Origin of the sequence: Streptomyces dangxiongensis (genome assembly GCF_003675325.1) — a bacterium.
GTDB classification, from domain to species: domain Bacteria; phylum Actinomycetota; class Actinomycetes; order Streptomycetales; family Streptomycetaceae; genus Streptomyces; species Streptomyces dangxiongensis.
This window is the reverse complement of sequence record NZ_CP033073.1, coordinates 6,183,959-6,208,526: the sequence shown is the minus strand read 5'-3', so window position 1 is coordinate 6,208,526 and position 24,568 is coordinate 6,183,959. Positions and strand designations below refer to the sequence as shown.

23 protein-coding genes are annotated in these 24,568 nt (G+C 72.2%); 6 read left to right on the top strand and 17 right to left on the bottom strand.

Translation table 11 applies throughout. The features are described 5' to 3' along the window. Positions 1 to 119: 119 nt before the first annotated feature. Complete coding sequence (locus D9753_RS28025) at positions 120 to 1,142, top strand: phosphatase PAP2 family protein (protein WP_121789539.1); 1,023 nt, start codon at positions 120 to 122, stop codon at positions 1,140 to 1,142. Between the two features lie 121 nt (positions 1,143 to 1,263). Here the strand turns inward: D9753_RS28025 and D9753_RS28020 are convergent, their stop codons facing one another. Beyond that, positions 1,264 to 1,479 (bottom strand): I78 family peptidase inhibitor, encoded by a 216-nt coding sequence (locus tag D9753_RS28020; protein ID WP_121789538.1) that lies wholly within the window; start codon positions 1,477 to 1,479, stop codon positions 1,264 to 1,266. A gap of 462 nt (positions 1,480 to 1,941) precedes the next feature. Here D9753_RS28020 and ctaD point away from each other — a divergent pair, with 462 nt between their 5' ends. After that, positions 1,942 to 3,624: an aa3-type cytochrome oxidase subunit I gene (gene ctaD, locus D9753_RS28015; protein ID WP_121789537.1), complete on the top strand. Its 1,683-nt coding sequence runs from the start codon at positions 1,942 to 1,944 to the stop codon at positions 3,622 to 3,624. 137 nt (positions 3,625 to 3,761) lie between these two features. Here ctaD and D9753_RS28010 read toward each other — a convergent pair whose 3' ends face one another. Beyond that, positions 3,762 to 4,490 (bottom strand): transglycosylase family protein, encoded by a 729-nt coding sequence (locus D9753_RS28010; RefSeq protein WP_121789536.1) that lies wholly within the window; start codon positions 4,488 to 4,490, stop codon positions 3,762 to 3,764. Between the two features lie 542 nt (positions 4,491 to 5,032). Between D9753_RS28010 and D9753_RS28005 the strand changes: the two genes are divergently transcribed. Together D9753_RS28005 and D9753_RS28000 are read left to right on the top strand one after the other, a co-directional pair. Further along, complete coding sequence (locus D9753_RS28005; RefSeq protein WP_121789535.1) at positions 5,033 to 5,833, top strand: hypothetical protein; 801 nt, start codon at positions 5,033 to 5,035, stop codon at positions 5,831 to 5,833. Between the two features lie 68 nt (positions 5,834 to 5,901). Next, positions 5,902 to 6,294, top strand: coding sequence for a hypothetical protein (locus tag D9753_RS28000; protein ID WP_121789534.1), 393 nt, complete (start codon positions 5,902 to 5,904; stop codon positions 6,292 to 6,294). 66 nt (positions 6,295 to 6,360) lie between these two features. Here D9753_RS28000 and der read toward each other — a convergent pair whose 3' ends face one another. From der to aroH, 5 genes are all read right to left on the bottom strand, one after another. Then, on the bottom strand, positions 6,361 to 7,842 hold the full coding sequence (der, locus tag D9753_RS27995) for a ribosome biogenesis GTPase Der (RefSeq protein ID WP_121789533.1): 1,482 nt from the start codon (positions 7,840 to 7,842) through the stop codon (positions 6,361 to 6,363). A gap of 77 nt (positions 7,843 to 7,919) precedes the next feature. Then, entirely contained in the window at positions 7,920 to 8,573 is a 654-nt protein-coding gene (locus tag D9753_RS27990; RefSeq protein WP_121789532.1) for a lysophospholipid acyltransferase family protein, read from the bottom strand. After that, a complete protein-coding gene (gene cmk / locus D9753_RS27985) occupies positions 8,570 to 9,265 on the bottom strand; it encodes a (d)CMP kinase (RefSeq protein ID WP_121789531.1) in 696 nt (231 codons plus the stop codon). The genes D9753_RS27990 and cmk overlap by 4 nt, the downstream gene beginning before the upstream one ends. 98 nt (positions 9,266 to 9,363) lie before the next feature. Further along, positions 9,364 to 10,449 (bottom strand): prephenate dehydrogenase, encoded by a 1,086-nt coding sequence (locus D9753_RS27980; RefSeq protein WP_121789530.1) that lies wholly within the window; start codon positions 10,447 to 10,449, stop codon positions 9,364 to 9,366. Then, positions 10,446 to 10,808: a chorismate mutase gene (aroH, locus tag D9753_RS27975; protein WP_121789529.1), complete on the bottom strand. Its 363-nt coding sequence runs from the start codon at positions 10,806 to 10,808 to the stop codon at positions 10,446 to 10,448. Before aroH ends, D9753_RS27980 begins: the two co-directional genes overlap by 4 nt. Before the next feature lie 146 nt (positions 10,809 to 10,954). On the opposite strand from aroH, the gene D9753_RS27970 reads away from it, so the two are divergent. Then, on the top strand, positions 10,955 to 11,452 hold the full coding sequence (locus D9753_RS27970) for a Rieske (2Fe-2S) protein (protein ID WP_121789528.1): 498 nt from the start codon (positions 10,955 to 10,957) through the stop codon (positions 11,450 to 11,452). 22 nt (positions 11,453 to 11,474) lie between these two features. Beyond that, complete coding sequence (locus D9753_RS27965; RefSeq protein ID WP_121789527.1) at positions 11,475 to 12,260, top strand: nucleotidyltransferase domain-containing protein; 786 nt, start codon at positions 11,475 to 11,477, stop codon at positions 12,258 to 12,260. Here the strand turns inward: D9753_RS27965 and D9753_RS27960 are convergent. The 10 genes from D9753_RS27960 to D9753_RS27915 all read right to left on the bottom strand — a co-directional run bounded on the left by D9753_RS27960 (position 12,243) and on the right by D9753_RS27915 (position 24,113). Beyond that, entirely contained in the window at positions 12,243 to 13,262 is a 1,020-nt protein-coding gene (locus D9753_RS27960; RefSeq protein WP_121789526.1) for an ADP-ribosylglycohydrolase family protein, read from the bottom strand. The two genes, D9753_RS27965 and D9753_RS27960, sit on opposite strands and share 18 nt — an antisense overlap. A gap of 54 nt (positions 13,263 to 13,316) precedes the next feature. Further along, a complete protein-coding gene (locus D9753_RS27955; protein ID WP_121789525.1) occupies positions 13,317 to 14,381 on the bottom strand; it encodes a pseudouridine synthase in 1,065 nt (354 codons plus the stop codon). 12 nt (positions 14,382 to 14,393) lie between these two features. After that, on the bottom strand, positions 14,394 to 15,044 hold the full coding sequence (scpB, locus tag D9753_RS27950; protein ID WP_121789524.1) for an SMC-Scp complex subunit ScpB: 651 nt from the start codon (positions 15,042 to 15,044) through the stop codon (positions 14,394 to 14,396). Next, entirely contained in the window at positions 15,041 to 16,132 is a 1,092-nt protein-coding gene (locus D9753_RS27945; protein WP_121789523.1) for a segregation and condensation protein A, read from the bottom strand. Before D9753_RS27945 ends, scpB begins: the two co-directional genes overlap by 4 nt. Positions 16,133 to 16,150: 18 nt before the next feature. Beyond that, positions 16,151 to 16,699 carry a hypothetical protein gene (locus tag D9753_RS27940; RefSeq protein WP_163010810.1) on the bottom strand — a complete coding sequence of 183 codons (549 nt, stop codon included), beginning with the start codon at positions 16,697 to 16,699 and terminating at the stop codon, positions 16,151 to 16,153. Beyond that, complete coding sequence (locus D9753_RS27935) at positions 16,684 to 17,817, bottom strand: ParA family protein (RefSeq protein WP_121789521.1); 1,134 nt, start codon at positions 17,815 to 17,817, stop codon at positions 16,684 to 16,686. Before D9753_RS27935 ends, D9753_RS27940 begins: the two co-directional genes overlap by 16 nt. A 415-nt stretch (positions 17,818 to 18,232) precedes the next feature. Further along, positions 18,233 to 19,357 (bottom strand): alanine dehydrogenase, encoded by a 1,125-nt coding sequence (gene ald / locus D9753_RS27930; RefSeq protein ID WP_121789520.1) that lies wholly within the window; start codon positions 19,355 to 19,357, stop codon positions 18,233 to 18,235. Between the two features lie 138 nt (positions 19,358 to 19,495). Beyond that, positions 19,496 to 21,562 (bottom strand): tetratricopeptide repeat protein, encoded by a 2,067-nt coding sequence (locus D9753_RS27925; RefSeq protein ID WP_121789519.1) that lies wholly within the window; start codon positions 21,560 to 21,562, stop codon positions 19,496 to 19,498. A 168-nt stretch (positions 21,563 to 21,730) separates the two neighbouring features. Continuing rightward, the gene (locus tag D9753_RS27920) at positions 21,731 to 22,357 is read right to left on the bottom strand and encodes an NUDIX domain-containing protein (RefSeq protein WP_121789518.1); all 627 of its coding nucleotides are present in this window, start codon (positions 22,355 to 22,357) and stop codon (positions 21,731 to 21,733) included. Between the two features lie 109 nt (positions 22,358 to 22,466). Beyond that, positions 22,467 to 24,113: a CTP synthase gene (locus D9753_RS27915; RefSeq protein ID WP_121789517.1), complete on the bottom strand. Its 1,647-nt coding sequence runs from the start codon at positions 24,111 to 24,113 to the stop codon at positions 22,467 to 22,469. Between the last annotated feature and the right edge of the window lie 455 nt (positions 24,114 to 24,568).

The window sequence follows — 24,568 nt, the reverse complement described above, 5'->3', positions numbered from 1 at the left end:
GCACGATTGCGGAATCCCGGGAATTCGGGCCGCCCTTGAGAGGTTTGCCACATCACATCGTCATCACAAAGCCGCTGTTTCGACCGGGGACACAGCTCACTCGCTGTAACGTCGATTGGGTGCGTACCGAACGAAACCTCATCCGGCGTCTGGACCGGGTGTTCACCAGACTGGACCGTGAGCCCGAACGACCGGCTCACATCGATGTGCCGAGGATGAGCCGGCACCGGGTCGTCCTGTTCTCCGCGACCCTGGCTTTCTACCTGGCGATCGTGTGGGCCGTGGTGACCACCTCCTGGCTGGTCCGGCTGGACTGGCAGGTCATGTTCTTCCGGCCGTACCAGCAGTGGCCGCAGATCCACGCCTTCCTCGACTACTACGTGGTGCTCGGCCAGCGCGGCCCCACCGCGGTGATGGTCGCGGCCTGGCTCGGCTGGCGCTCCTGGCGGCAGCACACACTCCGCCCGCTGCTGACCCTGGCCGCCTCGCTGCTGCTGCTGAACATCACGGTCGGCGCCGCCAAGCTCGGCATGGGGCGGCTCGGTCCGCACTACGCCACCGTGATCGGCTCCAACGAGATGGGCCTCGGCGGCGATATATTCCCCAGCGGCCACACCGCCAACGCGGTCGTGACCTGGGGAATCCTGGCGTATCTGGCCTCCACCCCGAGAGCGCGCCGCTGGCTGTCGGCCCTCTCGGCGGTCACCTCGCTCGGCGTCGGCCTCACCACCGTCTACCTCGGTACGCACTGGCTGAGCGACGTGCTCCTCGGCTGGGCCGCGGGCCTGCTGATCCTGCTCGCCCTGCCCTGGTTCGAGCCGCTGATCGCCCAGGCCGAGCTGTGGCTCTTCGTCCTGCGCGACCGTCTGCGCGCCCGCGGCGGCCTGCCCGCGCCGGAACCGGCCGTCCCGGTCCGGCCGGTGGCGCTCCGGCCGCGCGGCACCGCGGCGGAGCCGGCGCCGGTCCGCGAGCCGGTCTCCGCGACCCGGGCCTCCAGGGGTCCGGCCCACCTGGCCCCTGGGCCGCACACGGCCCGTTCGGAACGCACCCCGGTCACCCCGGTGGGCAGCCGCCGCCCGCCGCACTCCGACCGTCTCCCCCGCGGTACGTCCCAGCCGGCCCGCCCACTGACAGGCGGCTGACGGCGGGAACGGCGCCGGGGTCCGGTACGCACCACCACCCCGCGCCACGGCGAAGGCCCCGCTCCTCCCCGGGGAGGAGCGGGGCCTTCGCCGTGTCGGTGTCCGTGTCCCCGGCCGGGGGTCAGCCCTTCCAGGCGCGGGCCACCCGGCCGTCCCGCACCTCGAAGTTCAGCCGGCCCGCACGGTACTCCATGGTGATGACCGTGCCCGGCGGCAGCGACCGTACCGACGGCCAGCCGCGCTCCCGGGCGAGCCGCTCGGCCTGTGGGGCGTCGAGACCGACGTACCCGTCCGGACTGTCCTGGGGCTCCGCTGGCGGAGTGGGAATCGGTGCCATGCCGCCACGCTAGGCCGCATACGGCGATGACGGAAGCGGGCACAGCGGGGTAAGAGCCGTATCCGGTTCCGGTCACACCTTCGTCACAGCCTCCCGGCCCGGTTTCAGCCATCCTGACATCCGCTGACATCGCTGCCTGCCATCACCCGAACGAGGGTTTCCGTTCGGCCTATCGGGGTAATCGAGCGCAATTCACGCGTGTCGGCGAACCGTTTGGAATTACCCGGCGGAAAGTGCCCCGGTGGAGATCGGGGCGGGCCCGCGCCGCGATTCCCCCCGCAATCCCGTGCGGTGCCACGGGAGCTGACGCCGCATACGAGATTTCACGGATTCAGCACACAACCGCCGTACGCCCCGTGCCGGGCACACGGCCCGGGGCGCGGCGGGACGGCGGCCCGCGGGGCACGCGCGCCGCGTGCCGCGGCGGGCCCGGGCGCGACGACGCGAAGGGGCGAGCGAGCGATGGGGACCGAGGTCGCGGGGACGACGGCACGGCCGGTGCGCAGCGGCCGGGGCGGCCGGCTGCTCGTCGAGTGGCTCATCACCACCGACCACAAGAGGATCGGGCATCTGTACCTGATCACGGGGTTCTGCTTCTTCCTGGCCGGCGGGGTCATGGCCCTGCTGATGCGCGCCGAACTCGCCCGGCCGGGACTCCAGCTCATGAGCAGCGAGCAGTACAACCAGTTGTTCACGCTGCACGGCACGATCATGCTGCTGCTGTTCGCCACCCCGAGCTTCGCCGGCTTCGCCAACGAGCTGATGCCGTTGCAGATCGGCGCGCCGGACGTGGCGTTCCCCCGGCTGAACATGCTGTCGTACTGGCTCTTCACGTTCGGCGGGCTGATCGTGATGGGCTCGCTGCTGGTGCCGGACGGGCCGGCCGACTTCGGCTGGTTCGCCTACGCGCCGCTCAACGACTCCGCCCACTCCCCCGGCCTCGGCCCGGATCTGTGGATCATGGGGCTGGCGCTGTCCGGCTTCGGGACGATCCTCGGCGCGGTCAACTTCATCACCACCATCATCGGGATGCGCGCCCCCGGGATGACGATGTTCCGGATGCCGATCTTCACCTGGAACACGCTGTTCACGTCGATCCTGATCCTGCTGGCCTTCCCGGTGCTGGCGGCGGCGCTGCTGGTGCTGGAGGCGGACCGGCGGTTCGGCGCCCGGGTGTTCGAGGCGGCCAACGGGGGCGCGCTGCTGTGGCAGCACCTGTTCTGGTTCTTCGGGCACCCCGAGGTGTACATCATCGCGCTGCCGTTCTTCGGGATCGTCACGGAGATCATCCCGGTGTTCAGCCGCAAGCCGGTCTTCGGATATCTGACGCTGGTCGGCGCCACCATGACGATCACCGGGCTGTCGGTGGTGGTGTGGGCGCACCACATGTTCGCCACCGGCGCGGTGCTGCTGCCGTTCTTCTCGCTCACGTCGTTCCTGATCGCGGTGCCGACGGGCGTGAAGTTCTTCAACTGGACCGGCACGATGATCAAGGGCTCGCTGTCCTTCGAGACGCCGATGCTGTGGACGCTGGGCTTCCTGGCGACCTTCCTGTTCGGCGGGCTGTCCGGGGTGATCCTGGCGTCGCCGCCGCTGGACTTCCACGTCACGGACTCGTACTTCGTGGTCGCCCACTTCCACTACGTCGTCTTCGGCACGGTCGTCTTCGCGGTCTTCGGCGGCTTCTTCTTCTGGTGGCCGAAGTTCACCGGCAGGATGCTCGACGAGCGGCTCGGGAAGATCCAGTTCTGGACCCTGTTCATCGGCTTCCACACCACCTTCCTCGTGCAGCACTGGCTGGGCGCCGAGGGCATGCCCCGCAGGTACGCCGACTACCTGGCGGCCGACGGCTTCACGGCGCTCAACACGGTCTCCACGATCGGCGCGTTCCTGCTGGGCGTGTCCACGCTGCCGTTCCTCTACAACGTCTGGACGACGGCCGTGCACGGCGCGAAGGTCGAGACGGACGACCCCTGGGGGTACGGCCGTTCCCTGGAGTGGGCGACCTCCTGCCCGCCGCCCCGGCACAACTTCGTCACCCTGCCCCGGATCCGCTCGGAGTCCCCGGCGTTCGACCTGCACCACCCGGAGTACGCGGGCCAGGCTCCGCAACCCGAGCCCGAGCGGCACCAAGCCGGTCGCTGATCCTCTCGACCGCCCCGGCCGGCTCCAGGGGCGCCGGGGCCGCCGGTGGACGCGGACAGCCGCTGCCCTCGTCGGTACAGCGGCTGCCTGCCGTGAGCGGCCCGGGGCTCAGAACCCGGGGCTCAGGACACGGGGGCTCAGAGCGCGAGGTGCTGGCCGGGCACGATCAGGTCGGCATCGGCGCCGATGACGGCCCTGTTGGCGGCGTAGAGCCGCTGCCAGCTGGTTCCGTACCGGGCGGCGATGATGCTCAGGGTGTCGCCCTCGCGGACCGTGTAGGCCCCGCGGGACGCGCTGCGGTTGGTGGTGGCCGCCGGGCGTTCCGGCGTCGCGGCCGGGGCGGACGGCGTCGTCGCGCTCCTCGGTGTCGCGGTGTTCCGGGCCGGGCTGTTGTTCCCGGTCGAGCTGTTCCCGGTCGCGCTGCTGTGGGACGCGCTGTTCCCGGAGGACGTGCCGGAGGCGGACGCCGGGGCGGCGCCGGCGGCTCCGGCGCGGGCCGAGCAGACCGGCCAGGCGCCCCAGCCCTGAGCGCCCTGGACCTTGGTGGCGACGGTGATCTGCGCGCTTCTGGAGGCCTGGTCGGCCGTCGGGGCGTAGGCGGTGCCGCCGTACGCGCGCCAGGTGCCGGCGGAGAACTGGAGCCCGCCGTAGTAACCGTTGCCGGTGTTGATGTGCCAGTTGCCGCCGCTCTCGCACTGGGCGATGCGGTCCCACACCCCGTTGTCCGCCGCGGCGGCGTTGCCGGTCGCGGCCAGCAGCCCCAGCGGGGCCAGCAGGGCGGCTCCGGCCAGCGCGGCCGTCGTGCGGCCCTTGCGGGCGCTGCCGGGGCGGTCGGTGTTGCGGGTGGTATCAGCACAGTCGGACATGTGGTTCCCTCTCCACGAACCCGGGCTCCCCCGGACGGAGCGCGTCTTGCCGCGTATGGCCGCGGTTCGTCGCGCCCGCCCCGTCCGCCGCCGCCGGAGCGGCGGTCGTGCTCTGCCTGATGCCGGCCGGCGGACGTACCCGAGCGGTGCTCGATGCACACGGCGGAGGAATGTAGAGAGGGCGGGCCACCGGAATCAACCAACTCACCGTCGCACCAGGCCAATTGGCCGTTACCAGAGGTAGCGGCGATTTCCGGACACCCACCTCATCCCCTTATGTCCGGACGAGTCGACCACGGGGCCGAACGACCTGTGACCCACCTCACCCGATCAAGACCTCTCGTGCGACGCATCAACTACACACAGCAATCATTCACATACCCATCGTGAGCGTATGCGGCAGGCGGTTCGAACCGGTGCTCTCCGGGGCGTGACCCCCACCACAGGACGCCCGTTGTCTTCTTCATGAGCCCGGAACCCCGGGGCTCATCGGCCGGGAGCCACCCGGCCGATCCCCGCACCGCATTCCGAGGGAGCCACCCGTGCCGCGCATGCTCGACGTCAGTGACGACGTACGCGCCGAGATCGGTGACGAAGAAGCCGACCGGCTGCTCGCCGGAGAGAACGCCCCGGGCAGTTACGACTGCACGTCATGCCGCACCCCGGGCGACTCCAAGCAGGAGCGCACCAGCACCGTCCTGTTCGTCGGCGACGAGACCGCCGTCCTCGCCTTCGCCCACGCCGGCTGCCTGCCCTCGCAGGTCGTCCAGGTCACCGAGGAGCAGTTGCAGGGAGCCGTCCGGTCCATCGGCGCCGCGGGTGAGATGGCCGGTGCCGACGCCGCCGGCGCGCCGCACGTGACCGTCCCCGAGCAGGCGGTGCTGGGTGTGACCAGCGGACTGGTACTGGTCGACGGGGAGTTGCACCCCGCGCTCGTCGTCGAGCCGACCTCGGCGATCGCGCGTCCGGGCACCACCGGGACCGGTGACGCATTCCTCCCGCTCCTCGTCGAGCAGGGCTTCACGCCGGTGACCGAGCTGGCGTCCGTCCCGCCGGTGCTGCACGGCTGGTCCGTCCTGCTGGCCGTGGGACAACTGCACGCGGTGCTCCAGCCGTCGCTCAACGGGGGCCAGCCGGTGGCCTGGTGGCAGGCGCACCAGCCGCTCCAGGTGACCGAGAGCTGGCGGGCCGCCGCCAACAAGCACCAGCAGGCGCTTCTGTTCGCGGCGCCGGTGGGGTCGATCGGGCGCCAGCCCCGGGAGGACCTGCTGCGCGGCGCGCTGGACAGGGCCGCCGCCCACGGCAGGCTGGTCGCCGCGGCGCTCCCCCTCGCCGGTACCTGAGGGCTGCCCGGACAGCCGCACGACCGCGCCGGCCGCATCCCTTTGCACGTCCGGTCGTTTGGACATACGTGCACGCATACGACACTCCTCCCCGCCGGTCCTTCTCCTCCGTGCCGTCCCCCCGGACGGGCCACGAACCGTCCGGCGGATCTTCGGCCACGCCGATCTACGACTCGCTCTACGCGGAGTGGGTCAGGACCTTCCGCACGCTCCCGGGGGACCGCAGCGGTGAGGAGGGGCTGAGGTTCAGTGCCTTCGGCGACTTCCCGGACGGCACGGACGGGTACGGCGGTCACCGGGCCGGGTCCTTCAGCAGCTCCTACAGCGCCTACAGCGCGGGGGCCTACAGCGCCCGGCAGCAGTCGCAGTGGCAGCGGGTCGGCACGCTCGGGCGGCAGCAGGACACCACCACGCACTACGTCCCGGCGGCCCTGCCGCCGGGACCGCGCCGGGGCGTGTGACGGACGCGGGCACGGCGAAGGGCGCCCCCTGGAGAGCCAGGGAGCGCCCTTCGCGGCGTACCGCCGTCACTTCTTCTTCGCGCCGCGCTTCTCGCGCACCCGCACCGAGAGGTGGATCGGGGTGCCCTCGAAGCCGAACTGCTCGCGCAGGCGGCGTTCGATGAAGCGCCGGTAACCCGCCTCGATGAAGCCCGAGGCGAAGAGCACGAACCGCGGCGGCTTGGTGCCGGCCTGGGTGCCGAAGAGGATGCGCGGCTGCTTGCCACCCCGGACGGGGTGCGGATGGGCCGAGACAAGCTCGCCGAGGAAGGCGTTCAGGCGGCCCGTCGGGACGCGCGTCTCCCAGCCCGCCAGCGCCGTCTCGATCGCCGGGACCAGCTTCTCCATGTGCCGGCCGGTGCGGGCCGAGACGTTGACCCGGGGCGCCCAGGCGACCTGGGCCAGCTCCGTCTCGATCTCCCGCTCCAGGTAGTAGCGGCGCTCCTCGTCCAGGGTGTCCCACTTGTTGAAGGCGAGGACGATCGCGCGTCCCGCATCGACGGCCATGGTGACGATGCGCTGGTCCTGGACCGAGATGTTCTCGGAGGCGTCGATCAGGATGACCGCGACCTCGGCCTTCTCCACGGCGGCGGCCGTACGCAGCGAGGCGTAGTAGTCGGCGCCCTGCTGGAGGTGGACCCGCTTGCGGATGCCCGCCGTGTCGACGAACTTCCAGGTGACGCCGCCCAGCTTGATCAGCTCGTCGACCGGGTCGCGGGTGGTGCCCGCCAGTTCGTTGACGACGACGCGCTCCTCCCCGGCCACCTTGTTCAGCAGCGAGGACTTGCCGACGTTCGGGCGGCCGATGAGCGCGATGCGGCGCGGACCGCCGACGGCGGTGCCGAAGGTCTGCTCGGGCGCCTCCGGCAGCGCCTCCAGGACGGCGTCCAGCATGTCGCCGGTGCCGCGGCCGTGCAGGGCGGAGACCGGGTGCGGCTCGCCGAGGCCGAGCGACCACAGGTAGGTCGCGTCCGCCTCGGCGCTCGGGCCGTCGACCTTGTTGGCGCACAGCACGACCGGCTTGCCCGCCTTGCGCAGCAGCCGGACGACCGCCTGGTCGGTGTCGGTCGCGCCGACCTTGGCGTCGACGACGAAGACGACCGCGTCGGCCGCATCGATCGCGTACTCGGCCTGCGCTGCCACGGAGGCGTCGATGCCGAGGACGTCCTGCTCCCAGCCGCCGGTGTCGACCACCTTGAAGCGGCGGCCGGCCCACTCGGCCTCGTAGGTGACACGGTCGCGGGTGACGCCCGGCTTGTCCTCGACGACCGCCTCGCGACGGCCGATGATCCGGTTCACCAGGGTCGACTTGCCGACATTGGGGCGGCCGACGACGGCGAGCACGGGCAGCGGGCCGTGGCCCGCCGCCTCGATGGCGCCCTCGACGTCCTCGATGTCGAAGCCCTCTTCCGCGGCGAGCTGCATGAACTCCGCGTACTCGGCGTCGCCGAGAGCCCCGTGCTCGTACTCGTGCGCGGCCGAGCCGTCGGGCTGGATGTCGTCGTTCATGAAGTCCGTACCTCGTCGTTCATTCGTGGTGATCGGTGGAGCGGCCCTCCTGGGCTGATCCACTACTCAAGTGTCGCCTAGCGCCCGGTCAGGCGCCTGGCGTTTTCCAGGTGGCTGGTGAGCTGCTTGCGGATCCGTTCCGTCGCCTCGTCCAGCGCGCCGCGCGTGCACCGCCCGGTGCCGTCGCCCGCGTCGAACGGGTCACCGAAGACGACGTCGACCCGGGAGCGCAGCGGGGGCAGCGCCTTGACCAGTCGTCCGCGCCGCTCGGAGCTGCCCAGGACGGCGACGGGCACGATCGGCGCCCCGCCGCGGACCGCGAAATAGGCCAGCCCGGCGCGCAGCGCGGCGAAGTCGCCCTCCCCCCGGGTGCCCTCCGGGAAGATGCCCAGCACTCCCCCGGCCGCCAGCACGCCGAGGGCCCGGGTGATCGCGCCGCGGTCGGCGATGGCGCGGTCCACCTTCAACTGGCCGATCCCGGTCAGGAAGGGGTCCAGCGGGCCGATGAACGCCTCTTTTTTGATCAGGAAGTGCGTCGGCCGGGGCGCCACGCCCATGACCATGGGGCCGTCGACGTTGTGGGAGTGGTTCACCGCGAAGATCACCGGACCCGTCGCGGGCACCTTCCAGGCGCCGAGCACCCGCGGCCGGAACAGCCCGTACATGAGGCCGACGCCGATGCGCCGCCCGATCTCGGCGCCCCGCTCCGACGGTACCGGGGGACGGCTCACTTCCCGGCCCGCTTCCCCTCGACCAGGGTGACGACGCACTCGATGACCTGCGCGAGGGTCAGCTCGGTGGTGTCCACCTCGACCGCGTCGTCGGCCTTGGCCAGCGGCGAGGTCTTGCGGCTGGAGTCGGCCGCGTCCCGCTTGATCAGGGCCTCGCGGGTGGCGTGGACGTCGGCGTTCCTCAGCTCACCGCTGCGGCGGGCCGCACGGGCCTCCGGGGAGGCGGTGAGGAAGATCTTCAGGTCGGCGTCCGGCAGGACGGTCGTACCTATGTCCCGGCCCTCGACCACGATGCCGTGCTCCGCGGCGGCGGCCAGCGAGCGCTGGAGCTCGGTGATCCGGGCGCGCACCTCGGGGACCGCGCTGACCGCGCTGACCTTGGAGGTGACCTCCTGGGTGCGGATCGGGCCGGCCACGTCGACGCCGTCGACCGTGATGGTCGGGTGCGCCGGGTCGGTGCCGGAGACGATCTCCGGCTTGCCCGCGACGGCGGCGACGGCGGTGGGGTCCGCCAGGTCGACGTCGTTGTTCACCATCCACCAGGTGATCGCCCGGTACTGGGCGCCGGTGTCCAGGTAGCTCAGGCCGAGCTGCGCGGCCACGGCCTTCGACGTGCTCGACTTGCCCGTGCCGGACGGACCGTCGATCGCGACGATCACGGGCTTGGCGGTCGGGGCGGCGCCGTTTTCCACGGGAGGGCACCTTCCTGGTGAAGGGTGGTGGGCGGGGGCGGGACGCGAGGGCGCCCCGCACAAGGTTACTGGCTCGCGGCAGGCGCCCTCACCGGGCTTCACTGCCGCAGGGCCCAGCCCCGCTCGCTCAGTGCCTCCTTCAGCGTCGCCGCCGCCTTCGGCTCGACCATGAGCTGGACCAGGCCGGCCTGCTGTCCCGTCGCGTGCTCGATGCGCACGTCCTCGACGTTGACCCCGGCCCGTCCCGCGTCCGCGAAGATCCGGGCTAGCTGGCCGGGCTGGTCGTCGATGAGGACGACCACGCTCTCGTACACGCGGGGCGCGCTGCCGTGCTTGCCGGGCACCCGCACCTGGCCGGCGTTCCCCCGGCGCAGCACGTCCTCGATGCCGGCGCCGCCCGAGCGCCGCTTGTCGTCGTCGCCGGACTGGAGGGCGCGCAGCGCCTGAACGGTCTCACCGAGGTCGGCGGCGACGTCGGAGAGCAGGTCGGCGACGGGGCCGGGGTTCGCGGAGAGGATGTCGATCCACATGCGCGGGTCGGAGGCGGCGATCCGGGTGACGTCCCGGATGCCCTGCCCGCACAGCCGTACGGCGGCCTCCTCGGCGTGCTCCAGGCGCGCGGCGACCATGCTGGACACCAGGTGGGGCATGTGGGAGACGAGGGCGACGGCGCGGTCGTGGGCGTCGGCGTCCATGACGACCGGGACGGCCCGGCAGTACGAGACCAGTTCCAGGGCGAGGTTCAGCACCTCGGTGTCGGTGTCCCGGGTCGGGGTGAGCACCCAGGGCCGGCCCTCGAAGAGGTCGGCGGTCGCGGCGAGCGGGCCGGACTTCTCCCTGCCGGACATGGGGTGGGTGCCGAGGTACGTCGTGAGGTCCAGGCCGGACGCCTCCAGCTCGCGGCGGGGGCCGCCCTTGACGCTGGCGACGTCCAGGTAGCCGCGGGCCACGCCGCGGCGCATGGCGTCGGCGAGCACCCGGGCCACGTGGGCGGGCGGGGCGGCCACGATCGCCACGTCGACCGGGCCCTCGGGCGCCTCGTCGGTGCCGGCGCCCAGCGCGGCGGCCGTACGGGCCTGGTCGGGGTCGTGGTCGGCGAGGTGGACGGTGACACCGCGCCGGACGAGGGCCAGGGCGGCGGAGGTACCGATGAGACCGGTGCCGATGACGAGTGCGGTCCTCACTGGGCGATGTCCTTGCGCAGGCCGGCCGCGGCGCCGAGGTAGACGTGGGCGATGCCGGCGCGGGGCGTGTCCGACTCGACGTGGGCGAGGATCCGCACGACGCGGGGCATGGCGCCCTCGACGTCCAGTTCCTGGGCGCAGATCAGCGGGACGTCCACGAGGCCGAGCCCGCGGGCGGCGGCGGCCGGGAAGTCGCTGTGCAGGTCGGGGGTGGCCGTGAACCAGATGCTGATGAGGTCGTCGGCGGTCAGCCCGTTCCGCTCCAGGACGGCGGTGAGCAGGGCTCCGACCTGCTCCTCCATGTGTCCGGCCTCGTCGCGCTCCAGCTGGACGGCCCCCCGGACCGCTCGTACCGCCACGGTGCTGCTCCTCGCTGACATACGTGTGTGTTCTTGGTCCGTCCAGCGTAGTCAGCCCGCGCGGGGCGGGCGTGCGCCGCCCGGTCACTGAGACGATGCGCTCGTACCGCTGTCTACCGTTTTGACGTCCTGCAGGGAGGCGTGACATGACCCAGCCCTCGACCCGGCGCACGGTTCTGGCGACGAGCGCGGGGGCGCTCGCCCTGGGATGCGTGGGATGCGGCGGCGGCAAGAGCGGCGGCGGCTCCTCGTCGTCCGCCACGCCCACCGGGGCCGGCAGCGGCTCCCCGTCGTCCGCCCCGCCCAGCGCCTCCCCGTCCTCCGCTTCGCCCAGCGGCTCCCCGTCCTCGGCCGGCGGTGCGGAGCTGACCCGGACCGGCGACATCCCGGTGGGCGGCGGCAAGGTGTTCGGCGACCGGAAGATCGTGGTCACCCAGCCGACGAAGGGCGAGTTCAAGGCCTTCTCGGCGATCTGCACGCACCAGGGCTGCACGGTGAACAAGGTCGCGGACGGGACCATCGACTGCCCCTGCCACGGCAGCAGGTTCCGCGTGGCCGACGGCTCGGTGGCGCACGGCCCCGCGACCCGGCCGCTGCCCGAGAAGCGGATCACCGTGCGGGGACAGTCGATCCGGCTGGCCTGAGGGGCCCGCGTAGGCTCCGGGAATGCAGCCGCAGGATCTCGTACGCGACCACACCGTCTACGCCTGTGTCATGGGCTCCCGTGCCTTCGGTCTGGCCACGGACGCCAGCGACACCGACCGGCGGGGCGTGTTCGTCGCCCCCACCCCGCTGTTCTGGCGGTTCGAGAAGCCGCCGACGCATGTGGAGGGGCCGGGTGAGGAGCGGTTCTCCTGGGAGCTGGAGCGGTTCTGCGAGCTGGGGCTGCGCGGCAACCCGAACATCCTGGAGTGCCTGCACTCCCCGCTGGTGGAGCACGTCGACGACACCGGCCGCGAGCTGCTGTCCCTGCGCGGCGCCTTCCTGTCGCGCCGGGCCTACGACACGTTCACCGGCTATGCCCTCGGCCAGCGCAGGAAGCTCGACGCCGACGTCCGCGTCACGGGCGCCCCGCGCTGGAAGCACGCGATGCATCTGCTGCGGCTGCTGGCGAGCGCCCGGGACCTGACGCGCACCGGCGAGCTGCGGATCGGCGCCGGCAACCGGCGGGAGGCGCTGCTGGCGGTGAAGCGGGGCGAGGTGCCGTGGGCGGAGGTCGAGCGGCGGATGGTCCGGCTCGCCGCCGAGGCCGAGGAGGCCCTGCGGGGCAGCCCGCTGCCGCCGGAGCCGGACCACGCGCGCGTGGCCGACTTCCTGCACCGGGTGCGCCGGGCGTCGGCCCTCCGGGCGGAGCCGGACCGGCGGTCGGTGCGGGACGTTCCGGGTGCGGGGCGCGTCGTTGGACACCCCGCAGGCCTGCACCCGGGTCCCGGCCTAGGCGTCCCAGAGTGATCCCAGCGCCAGCAGATCCGCCCGGTACTCGATCCGCCCGGTCCAGTCGGCGGGCCAGGCGCCGGCGCCCAGCCGGGCGCCCGCGAAGGCGCCGGTGAGGCAGGCGATGGAGTCGGAGTCGCCGGCGGTGCAGGCGGCCCGGCGCAGGGCGGTGACGGGCTCGTCGGGGAAGAGCAGGAAGCACAGCAGCCCGGTGGCGAGGGCCTCCTCGGCGATCCAGCCCTCCCCGGTGGCCAGGCAGGGGTCGGTCTCCGGGGAGACGGTCCGTACGGCCTCCCGGAGGCGGTCGAGGACCGCCAGGCACTCGTCCCAGCCGCGCGCGATGAACTGCTCGGGGCCGGGGTCCCCGGCGCGGGTCCACAGGTCGCCGAGCCAGCCGTGATGGTAATGGGTGCGGTGGTCCAGGGCGTACGAGCGCAGGGCGTCGACCAGTTCCGCCGGGCGGGTGCCCCGCGCGAGCAGGTGGACGGCGTGGGCGGTGAGGTCGGAGGCGGCCAGCGCGGTGGGGTGGCCGTGGGTGAGCGCGGACTGCAACTGGGCGGCGCCGGCCCGCTGTTCGCCGCTCAGTCGGGGGGCGAGGCCGACGGGGGCGACCCGCATGTTGGCACCGCAGCCCTTGGAGCCGGCCTGGCTGGCGTCCTGCCAGGGCCGGTCGGGCTCCGCGAGCAGGGCGCACGCCCGCAGACAGGTGCCGCCGGGGGCGCGGACGTTCTCCGGTGACCGGTACCAGGCCACGAACTCCTCGCGCAGTGGCCGCTCGAACCCCCTCGGCGTGAGGTCGCCGCGCTCCGTGGCCGTCCTGAGGGCACGGCCGAGGGCGAGGGTCATCTGGGTGTCGTCGGAGACCAGGGCGGGCCGCGCCGGCTCCAGCGTCCGCCAGGGCCCGAAGGCGGCGAGGATCGCCGGCACGGTCTTGAACTCGGTCGGGTAACCGAGGGCGTCCCCGAGGGCCAGGCCCAGGAGTGCGCCGGTCGCGGCTCGTTGTGACACGCGGTTCACCATCCCCTTTATCGTCATTATGACAATAAACGGGGATGGTGATCACGGCAAGGTGCTCTAGAGGTCGACTTCCTTCATGAGCATGCCGACCTCGGTGTTCGACAGGCGGCGCAGCCAGCCCGACTTCTGGTCGCCGAGGGTGATCGGACCGAAGGAGGTGCGCACCAGCTTCTCGACCGGGAAGCCGGCCTCGGCGAGCATGCGCCGCACGATGTGCTTGCGGCCCTCGTGCAGGGTCACCTCGACCAGGTAGTTCTTGCCGGTCTGCTCGACCACCCTGAAGTGGTCCGCGCGGGCGTAGCCGTCCTCCAGCTGGATGCCGTCCTTCAACTGCTTGCCCAGATCGCGCGGGATCGGACCGACGATCGCCGCCAGGTAGGTCTTCTTCACGCCGTACTTCGGGTGGGTGAGACGGTGCGCCAGCTCGCCGTGGTTGGTGAGCAGGATGACGCCCTCGGTCTCGGTGTCCAGCCGGCCGACGTGGAAGAGCCGCGTCTCACGGTTGGTGACGTAGTCGCCGAGGCACTGGCGGCCCTCCGGGTCCTCCATGGTGGAGACGACACCGGCGGGCTTGTTGAGCGCGAAGAACTGGTACGACTGCGTCGCGACCGTCAGGCCGTCGACCTTGACCTCGTCCTTCTCCGGGTCCACCCGGCGGCCCTGCTCGGTGACGATCTCGCCGTTCACCTCGACGCGAGACTGCTCGATCAGCTCCTCGCAGGCCCGCCGGGAGCCGTAGCCCGCGCGCGCGAGCACCTTCTGGAGCCGCTCGCCCTCCTGCTCCGCGCCCGGGAAGGTCTTGGGCAGCTTGATGTCCGGCTTGCCCGCGTACCGCTCCCGGTTGCGCTCCTCCACCCGCGTCTCGTACTCACGCGAGCGCGCCGGGGCCGTACGGCCGCCCTGCTGGGGCCGCTTCGGGCCGCCCTTGGTGCCACCGCGCGCGGCGCCGCCGCGGCCCGCCTTGGGGCCGTCCGTGGTGGCCCCGGGGCCCACGTCGTAGCGGCGCTCCTCGGGGCGGGGCTTACGGGGCCGGCCCTGCCCCTGCTTGTCGTCCCTGCCGTTGCCGGCCCCGCGGTAGTTCCCGCGTCCGCCACCGCTCTTGCCGCTGCCGCTGCTTCGCATCAAAGTTCCGTCTTAGTCGTCTGCGTCGTCTGCGCCGGGCGCGTCGGGCGCGTCCGGCTCGAACGACGGGACTCCCTCCTGGGTCTCGGCCTCGATCGCCTCCGCCTCCGGGAGGAAGGGCGCGAGTTCCGGAAGCTCGTCCAGGCCGCGCAGGCCCATCCGCTCCAGGAAGTAGTTCGTCGTCCTGTACAGGATCGCACCTGTTTCGGGTTCCGCGCCCGCCTCCTCGACCAGACCGCGCTGAAGGAGGGTGCGCATCACACCGTCGCAGTTCACTCCGCGCACCGCGGAGACGCGGCTGCGGCTGACCGGCTGGCGGTAGGCGACGACCGCCAGGGTCTCCAGCGCGGCCTGGGTGAGCCGGGCGGTCTGGCCGTCCAGGACGAGCCGTTCGACGGCGGGCGCGTAGGCGGCGCGGGTGTAGAAACGCCAGCCACCGGCGACGAACCGCAGCTCGAAGCCGCGGCCCTGCGCGGTGTACTCGTCGGCCAGCTCCCGCAGGGCGTCCGCGATTCTCCGCTTCGGCCGCTCCAGGAGCCTCGCCAGGTGCTCCTCGGTCGCGGGCTCGTCCACGACCATGAGCATCGCCTCCAGGGCGGGCTTGAGGTCGAGGCCGGCGGCGGTCCGGGGCCCCGCGGCCGGTTCCGCGGTCTCCTCGCTCATGCCTTCTTCTCCTCGGGCCGCTCGGGCGGCCGGTCGAACTCGTCGGTGACCACGGGCGCCGCCTCCCCGTCACCGGTCCAGCGCACGAGCAGCGGTCCGAGCGCGGCCTCCTGGTCCAGGGCGACGGCCTTCTCCCGGTACAGCTCCAGCAGGGCCAGGAACCGGGCCACGACCGTGAGGGTGTCGTCGGTGTCCTCGACCAGCGTCCGGAAGTCCGCCTCGCCCAGTTCCCGCAGCCGGGCCACCACGATCCCGGCCTGCTCCTGCACGCTGACCAGCGGGGCGTGGATGTGGTCGAGGTAGACCTGCGGCCTGGGTCTGGGCTGCATCGCCTTGACCGCCAGCCCGGCGAGACCCTCGGGACCGATGCTGATGACGACCTCGGGCAGCAGCTCGGCGTGCTGCGGTTCGAGGCCGACGGTACGGGGATAGCGCCGGGCCTCGTCGTCGAGCCGCCGGTCGAGGATGCGGGCGATCTGCTTGTACGCGCGGTACTGGAGCAGCCGCGCGAACAGCAGGTCCCGCGCCTCCAGCAGCGCCAGGTCGCCCTCGTCCTCCACCTCGGCGGCGGGCAGCAGCCGGGCCGCCTTCAGATCGAGCAGCGTGGCGGCCACGACGAGGAACTCGGTCGTCCGGTCCAGGTCCCAGTCCGGCCCCATGGCCCGGATGTGCGCCATGAACTCGTCCGTCACGCGGGACAGGGCGACCTCGGTGACGTCCAGCCGGTGCCGGGAGATGAGCTGGAGGAGCAGATCGAAGGGCCCCTCGAAGTTGGCGAGCCGAACCGTGAAGACACCGCCGGAGGGCGCGTGCGGTTCCTGCGGCGCGAGGGACTGGGCAGCCTCCCGGGGCGCGGAGGGCTCCGCGGGCTCCTGGGGCCCCTGCGGCTCTCGCGGCCCGTGCGGTTCCTGCGGCGTTCCTGGAGTGGGTGGCGCCGCGGCTTTCGGTTCGCTCCGGGTGGGTGCGGGCTCACCGCCGGGAGTCCCGGGGGCGTCCTCCGGTCCGCGCCGGGGAGCGCCCGGCCCCCGCCCCAGCGCACGCCGGCGGCCGGCGGATGCGCCGGGGGCGGGGGCTGCGTTCGAGGTCATGGCCCCCGCAGGCTACCGCTACCGCCCGCGCAGCCGTCGTACGAGGATGCTCGCGTCCCCGCGGGACTCCAGGTCGGCCAGGACCACGGCCACCGCCTCGCGGACGATCCGCCCGCGGTCCACCGCGAGCCCGTGCTCGCCGCGGAGCACGAGACGGGCGTGCTCCAGGTCCATCAGTTCCTCGGCCGAGACGTACACGGTGATCTTCTCGTCGTGCCGCTCGCGCCCGCTGGGCCGCCGGGCCGCCGCCCGCCCGCGCTTGCGCGGCTGCCCGGCGGGATCGGTGCCCTCCGCCGCGTCCTGCCGTCGCGCCGGGCGCGTGCGGGACTCACCGGACCCGCCCGGCTCGGCCTCGGCCGCCGCGTGCTCCGCACCCTCTCCGTCACCGCCCTGGACGGGCACCGACTGCGGCCCGTCCTCGGCGGCCCTCTCGTCGCTCTCCCCCGCGGGAGCCGGCACCCGGGCCTCACCGTTCGCCCCGCGCCGGGGGCCGGACGGCTGGAGCGCCGTCCCCCCCGTCGTGCGGAACAGTTCGTCGGCCCCGGGCAGACTCACTCGGCGTGACACCGGGCGAGCACCTCCCTGGCGAGCTGGCGGTAGGCGGCGGCACCTACGGAGTTGGAGGCGTACGTGGTGATCGGTTCACCGGCGACCGTGGTCTCCGGGAAGCGGACCGTGCGCCCGATGACCGTGTGGTAGACGTGGTCGTCGAACGCCTCGACGACACGTGCGAGCACCTCACGGCTGTGCACGGTCCTCGAGTCGTACATCGTGGCGAGGATGCCGTCCAGTTCCAGCTCGGGGTTGAGCCGTTCCTGGACCTTCTCGATGGTCTCGGTCAGCAGGGCCACACCGCGCAAGGCGAAGAACTCGCACTCCAGCGGCACGATCACCTTGTGCGCGGCCGTCAGGGCGTTGACGGTCAGCAGGCCGAGCGAGGGCTGACAGTCGATCACGATGTAGTCGTAGTCGGGCAGCAGCGGCTTCAGGGCCCGCTGGAGCGTCGACTCGCGCGCGACCTCGGAGACGAGCTGGACCTCGGCGGCCGACAGGTCGATGTTGCTGGGCAGCAGGTCCATGTTGGGGACCGCCGTCTTCAGCAGGACCTCGTCCGCGGACATGCCCCGCTCCATGAGCAGGTTGTAGACGGTGAGGTCCAGCTCCATCGGGTTGACACCGAGGCCGACCGACAGCGCGCCCTGCGGGTCGAAGTCCACGAGCAGCACGCGCCGGCCGTACTCCGCGAGCGCGGCACCCAGGTTGATGGTCGACGTGGTCTTGCCGACGCCGCCCTTCTGGTTGCACATCGCGATGATCTTCGCGGGGCCGTGGTCGGTCAGCGGGCCCGGGATCGGGAAGTACGGCAGCGGACGGCCGGTCGGGCCGACGCGCTCACGGCGCTGGCGGGCAGCGTCGGGCGCGAGCGTGGCCGCGTACTCCGGATCGGGCTCGTACTCGGCGTCGGGGTCGTAGAAGTGCCCCTCGGGCAGGTCGTCGTAGTCGGCGAGTTGGTTGTGGGGCGCGCCACTTCCGTCGCCGGCCATGGCGTTCACGTGATGGCCATCCATGCTCTGGTGTGCTGTCCGGTCCGCTTGCGGCTCCGGACTCTGGTGGGCTGCGAAGGTGCGCACAGCTACGGAGCCGACAGCCTCGAATCCCGTGGGGTCCTGGCCCCGTACCGGCATTCCTGGTTGACCACCCCCGGGAGAAAATGTCGACTCATTCACAAGTCGTCTTACCTCCTTGGTGACCAGGAAACTTCTAGACAAGGTCAGCGTGGCACCATGCCGACGGTTGGCGACTCTATGGCGTGTCGGCGGTCCGCAGCAACACAATCCGCCGGACCCGGCAGGATGTGTCGGCAATGAAACATCCCTCTGTCAAGGGCTCACGGCCGTCGCACGGCAGGTTTCACCGGTGTGCGAATCGGTCGAAGGGTTACGTTCGAGGCGAGTTGACCGAGAGCCGCAAAGTGACCATACACACATCCGGCCGGACCTTGTCGGGCAAGGTCCGGCCGGGTGTGCGCGGTTGACGAGTCGTGTTGACGAATCGCCTTTTGCCTGGTGGTGACTTGGGCACCCACCTGGGCGGGAGGGGTCAGCCGAGCAGGGCGGCCAGTTCGACGTGGTCCAGACCGTGGGCCTCGGCGACCTCCCTGTACACGACCTTGCCGTCATGGGTGTTGAGGCCCTGGGCGAGCGCGGCGTCACGGCGCAGCGCCTCCACCCAGCCGTTGTTGGCGAGCGAGACGATGTACGGCAGCGTGGCGTTGGTGAGCGCGTTGGTGGACGTGCTCGGCACCGCGCCCGGCATGTTGGCCACGCAGTAGAAGACCGAGTTGTGGACCTGGAAGGTCGGCTCGGCGTGCGTGGTGGGACGGGAGTCCTCGAAGCAGCCGCCCTGGTCGATCGCGATGTCGACAAGAACACTTCCGGGCTTCATGCGGGACACCAGCTCGTTGGTGACCAGCTTGGGGGCCTTGGCGCCCGGGATGAGGACCGCGCCGATGACCAGGTCGGCGTCGAGGACGGCCTTCTCCAGCTCGAAGGAGTTGGACATGATCGCCTTGACCTTCGTGCCGAAGATCCGGTCGGCCTCGCGCAGCTTGTTGATGTCGCGGTCGAGCAGGGTGACGTCGAAGCCCATGCCGACGGCGATCTGGGTGGCGTTCCAGCCGGAGACACCGCCACCGATGACGACGGCCTTGGCGGGGGTCACGCCCGGGACGCCACCGGGGAGCACGCCACGGCCGCCGGCCGCGCGCATCAGGTGGTAGGCGCCGACCTGCGGGGCCAGGCGGCCCGCGACCTCGGACATCGGGGCGAGCAGCGGCAGGCCGCGGCCCGGCAGCTCGACGGTCTCGTAGGCGATGGCCGTGGTGCCGGACTCCAGCAGCGCGTCCGTGCACTCCTTGGAGGCGGCCAGGTGCAGGTAGGTGAAGAGGGTCTGGTCCTTACGGAGGCGGTGGTACTCCTCCGCGATCGGCTCCTTGACCTTGAGCAGCAGGTCGGCGGCGGCCCACACCTCGTCGGCGGTGTCGAGGATCCCGGCACCGGCGGAGACGTACTCCTCGTCCGTGATCGAGGAGCCGAGGCCGGCGCCCCGCTCGATGACGACCTGGTGGCCGTTGCGCACCAGCTCGTGCACGCCGGCGGGGGTGATGGCCACCCGGAACTCGTTGTTCTTGACCTCGCGGGGGATGCCGACCTTCACGTCGATCACGGTCCTTGGCTCAGAAGGTATGGGGGGTGCAATACATGACATACCCGGGCATGCAGGGCACACCGGGAGACACCGCAGGGGAACGAGCGGCAGAGCCAGTCTAATGAAGGCGTTCCGGCTGTCTAGCCTTTCATTGCATCAATCTTCGTCGGATGGGCTGCGGATTTCGCAGGCGTCAGCGTCCTTTTCCTGGCCGGTGCCCTCCTCGGACGGCTCCTCAACCAGCATGCGCTCCGCCGCCGCGCGGTGCAGACGGGCCGCCGTCGGGTCACCGATCCGGTCCAGGGTGTCCGCCAGCCGCAGCTCCAGCGCGGCGTGCAGCCGGACGTCCTCGGCGCGCCGCGCCCAGTCCACGGCCTCCTGGCAGGTGCGCAGCGACTCCTCGGGCCGCCCCGCGTACTCCTGCACCCGGGCGATCTCGCTCAACGCCCGCGCGCTGGCGGCGACATCACCGCTCCTGCGGTAGCCGGCGAGCGCGGCCCGCCAGTTGCGCAGAGCCTCGCCGTACCGGCCGGCGTAGGTGTGGGTGGTGGCGATCCGGCCGTGGAGCCGGGCGGCCTCCGGGCGCTCCCCGCGGGCCAGCCGCTCGGCCAGGGCCCGGCCGAACCAGTCCGCGGCCCGGTCGTAGTCGCCCAGCTCCTGGTACGCGCCGCCTACGGATTCCATCGCGCGGCCGGTCGCGTACGGGTCGTTCGCCTCGCGGCCGGCCTCCAGGGCGGCCCGGTAGCGCACCAGGGCGTCCCGGGTACGGCCGGTCTGCGCGTCCAGATCGCCCAGGTTCAGCAGGGCCGCGGCCTTCTCCCGGGGCAGCCCGCGCCGCTCGGCGACATCGAGGACCAGGCCGTGGACGCCGTACAGGTCGGGTGCGGCGGCCTGGGTGCCGACATGCGCCGCGATGGCCCGGACGAGCTGGGACAGCAGCCGCCTCGCCAGGGTGTCCAGTTCCCCGTCGGCCACCGCGAGCCGGGCGGAGGCCAGCAGGGCGGGCCGCCGGATGCGCAGCCAGTCGGCCGCCGCCCGCGGGGTGGGGAAGCGCACCTCCCGGGGCATGGCGCTCAGCTTCTCCCGGGCCTGCGGGCTGTCCGTCTCGGTGATGACCCGGCAGGAGTGCAGCAGCCGCACCGTCCGCTCCAGCATCCGCGCCCGGGCGAGCTGGAGTTCGGCGGGGCGCTCCTGGCTGTCGGCGAGGACGCGCAGCAGCGGGTGCAGCCAGCCGGGGACGACGTACTGGGGCAGCGGGGAGTCCACCGCGCGCAGCAGGCCGAGGGCGACGAAGTCGTCCAGTACGCCGCGGACGGAGTCGACCGAGCAGCCGGCCAGGGAGGAGGCGGTGTGCGGGTCGACCAGGCCGGCCGGGGCGAGGCTGAGCAGGCGCAGTATCCGGGCGCCCGGGCCGGGTAGCTGCTCGTACACGAGCCGCAGGACACGGGCCGTCGGGCCGGCGTCCGCGCCGTCCGCGCCGTCCGTGTGCATCCGCTTGGCGAGGTCGGAGACGGCGGCCTGGGGCCGGGCCGCCAGCCAGCCGCCGGCCAGGACGAGCGCGGCCGGGTGCCCCTGGCAGGCCTCGGCCAGGCTCTCCGCGGCGCGGGGGTCGACGGTGACGCGGACCGCGCCGGCGTAGCGGGTGAGCAGTTCCACGGCGGACTTGGTGTCCAGCCCGCCGAGCGTGCAGGGGCGGACGTCCGCGATACCGGTGAGCGGGCCCCCGGAGACGGCCACCGCCAGGCAGTCCGGGGCGTCCGGGAGCAGCGCGTCGACCTGGTCGGCGCCGGCCGCGTCGTCCAGCAGGAGCAGCATGCGCCGGCTGGCGAGAGCCCCGCGCAGGGCAGCGGTGAGGTCGTCCTCGGCGGCCCCGGCCGGTGCGGGCAGACCCAGGGCGCCGAGCAGGTCGCGGGCGACCCGCTCGACGGGCACCGGTGTGCCGTCGGGTTCGCTCAGCCGGGCCCGCAGCACGCCGTCGGGGTAGCGGTCGGCGACCTGGCGGACGAGTTCCTCGGCGAGGCTGGTGCGGCCCGAGCCGGGGCGGCCCGCGATGAGCAGCACGCGCGCGCGGGGCGCCTTGCGGCCGGAGAGCGTGTCCAGGCCGGCGCGCTCGATGTCGGCGCGCAGCTCCTTCAGCTCCCGCGCGCGGCCCAGGAAACGGTCCCGTGCGGCCGGGTGCGCGGAGAGCCGCACCTCGCCTGTGTCCACCGCCTGATCCGTCACGGGCCACACTCCCGTCCCACCGCACGCGCAAGCCCGCCGGTGTCTTCCGGTACGGGCGTTTCGCAGAGCCTAGTTCACGCTCTGCTACCTCCCGGGAGGAGCGCGGCGCACGGATCGCCCGATCGGATCAGGCGATCGTCACACCAGTAGGCCGGACGGATGACCGGGTCAGGACGTGAAGGGACGCGCGGGCCACGGCGCGTCGGCCGGGCGCAGCGCGTCCAGCCCGTCCCCGCCGCGCGCCGCCACCAGGGAGAGCACCCCGACGACGAGGCAGTTGTTGTGCACGTCACCGGCCAGTACCCGGCGCACCAGCTCCTCGACCGGCACGCGCGCGTGCTCCATGTCGGTCTCCTCGTGCTCCGCCTCGAAGCGCTCCTGCTCGGCCTCGGACAGGTTCCGGGCGAGGAAGATCCGTACGGCCTCGTCGCAGCCGCCGGGGGTGGTGTAGACGTCGGTCAGCACCCGCCAGTCCCCGGCCTTGACGTGCGCTTCCTCGTACAGCTCCCGCTGGGCGGCGTGCAGCGGGTTCTCGCCGGGCACGTCCAGCAGGCCGGCCGGGATCTCCCACAGCTTGTGCCGGACCGGGTGCCGGTACTGGTTGATGAGCAGGACCCGGTCCTCGTCGTCCAGGGCGAGGACGGCGACCGAGCCGGGGTGGACCTGGTAGTCACGGCTGGCCACCGAGCCGTCGGGCATGACCACGTCGTCCGTGCGGACGGAGGTCTTGCCGCCCACGAAGGGGGTGTCCGTCGCCCGGATCTCCCACTCCTCGGGGGTGTCCTTGATCGTCATGCCGTGTCCTTCCACGTGCGCACAGACAAAACCGGGGTGCCCACCTTTCGCAGGTGTGCACCCCGGCCACCGTACAACCGGTGGGTCACTTCACGATCTTCCGCGCGCCTCAGCCCCGCTGGCGCTCGACGGCCGCCTTCACGAGACCGGCGAAGAGCGGGTGCGGGCGGGTCGGCCGCGAGCGCAGCTCGGGGTGCGCCTGGGTGGCGACCAGGTAGGGGTGGACCTCCCGCGGGTACTCCACGTACTCGACGAGCTTGCCGTCCGGGGAGGTGCCGGAGAACAGGATGCCGGCCTTCTTCTCCAGCTCCGCACGGTAGGCGTTGTTCACCTCGTAGCGGTGGCGGTGGCGCTCCTCGACGTACTCCCTGCCGTCGTACACCTCGCGCACGATGGAGTCCTCGGCGAGCTTGGCCGGGTACATGCCCAGCCGCATCGTCCCGCCCATGTCGCCCTCACCGGCGACGATGTCCATCTGCTCGGCCATGGTGGAGATGACCGGGTGGCCCGTGGCCGGGTCGAACTCGGTGGAGTTGGCGTCCGGGATGCCGGCCAGGTTGCGGGCGGCCTCGATCACGATGCACTGCAGGCCCAGGCAGAGACCGAGCAGCGGGATCCTGTTCTCGCGGGCGTAGCGGATGGCGCCGACCTTGCCGAGCACACCGCGGTCGCCGAAGCCGCCGGGGATGCAGATGCCGTCGACGTCACCGAGCTGGGCCTGGGCGCCGGCCGGGGTCTTGCAGTCGTCCGAGGTCACCCACTTGATCTTCACCCGGGCGCGGTGGGCGAAGCCGCCGGCGCGCAGGGCCTCGGTGACCGAGAGGTAGGCGTCGGGCAGGTCGATGTACTTGCCGACCAGCGCGAGGGTGATCTCGTGGTCGGGGTTGTGGACCCGGTCGAGCAGGTCGTCCCAGGTCGTCCAGTCCACGTCCCGGAAGGGCAGGTCGAGCTTGCGGACGACGTAGGCGTCCAGGCCCTCGCCGTGCACGGTCTTCGGGATGTCGTAGATCGAGCGGGCGTCCGGGCAGGCGACGACGGCGGCCTCGTCCACGTCGCACATCAGCGAGATCTTCCGCTTGATGGCGGTGGGCACCTCGCGGTCGCAGCGCAGCACGATCGCGTCCGGCTGGATGCCGATGTTGCGCAGCGCGGCCACGGAGTGCTGGGTGGGCTTGGTCTTCAGCTCGCCCGACGGGCCGATGTACGGCAGGAGCGAGATGTGCACGACGAAGACGTTGTCCCGGCCGACCTCGTGGCGGACCTGGCGGACGGTCTCCAGGAACGGCAGCGACTCGATGTCGCCGACGGTGCCGCCGACCTCGGTGATGACGACGTCGACCTCGTCGGTCGCCATGCGGCGGATGCGGTGCTTGATCTCGTTGGTGATGTGCGGGATGACCTGGACGGTGTCGCCCAGGTACTCGCCGCGGCGCTCCTTGGCGATCACCGTGTTGTAGATCTGGCCGGTGGTGACGTTGGCGCTGCCGTCCAGGTCGCGGTCGAGGAAGCGCTCGTAGTGGCCGATGTCCAGGTCGGTCTCGGCGCCGTCGTTCGTGACGAACACCTCACCGTGCTGGAAGGGGTTCATCGTGCCCGGGTCGACGTTCAGGTACGGGTCGAGCTTCTGCATCACGACACGCAGGCCGCGGGCCTTGAGCAGCATGCCCAGGCTGGAGGCCGTCAGCCCCTTGCCGAGCGAGGAGGCGACACCCCCGGTGACGAAGATGTGCTTGGTCGTCGTGGATTTGGAGGGCATGGCCAAGAGGGGGCTCCCGTGGTCGCTGTCTGTAATGCGGGGCGGCTGCCGGACTGGAGGGTTCCGGGTTACCGTCGCTGCGGTTCGGGGGTTCGTCGCCCACCGCTCCACGGGCTACCAGCGTATCAGCGCCCGGACGGGATGGCTCCCGGGCACGCTCCGCGCACACCCGGGCACAGGGCGCTTCGTCCGGTACGCCGCTACGGACAGTTCTCACCCGCCGGTCACCCGTTCGGCCTACACGGGTTGTCCGGAGCGGCGCGCGGATCATCTACGTGCGTCGTATCCTGCTCGGACACTCGCTGCCGAGCCCGGCCGGAAAAGACGGCACACCCCCGCTGCATCACCGGAACAACGAGAGCGCGGCAGTTCGTTGAGCAAAGACTGTCGTGTTGCCTCAGGGCTCGGCGGGCTGCTTTGCTTCACCGCTCAACGACGCACAACAACGACCCCCT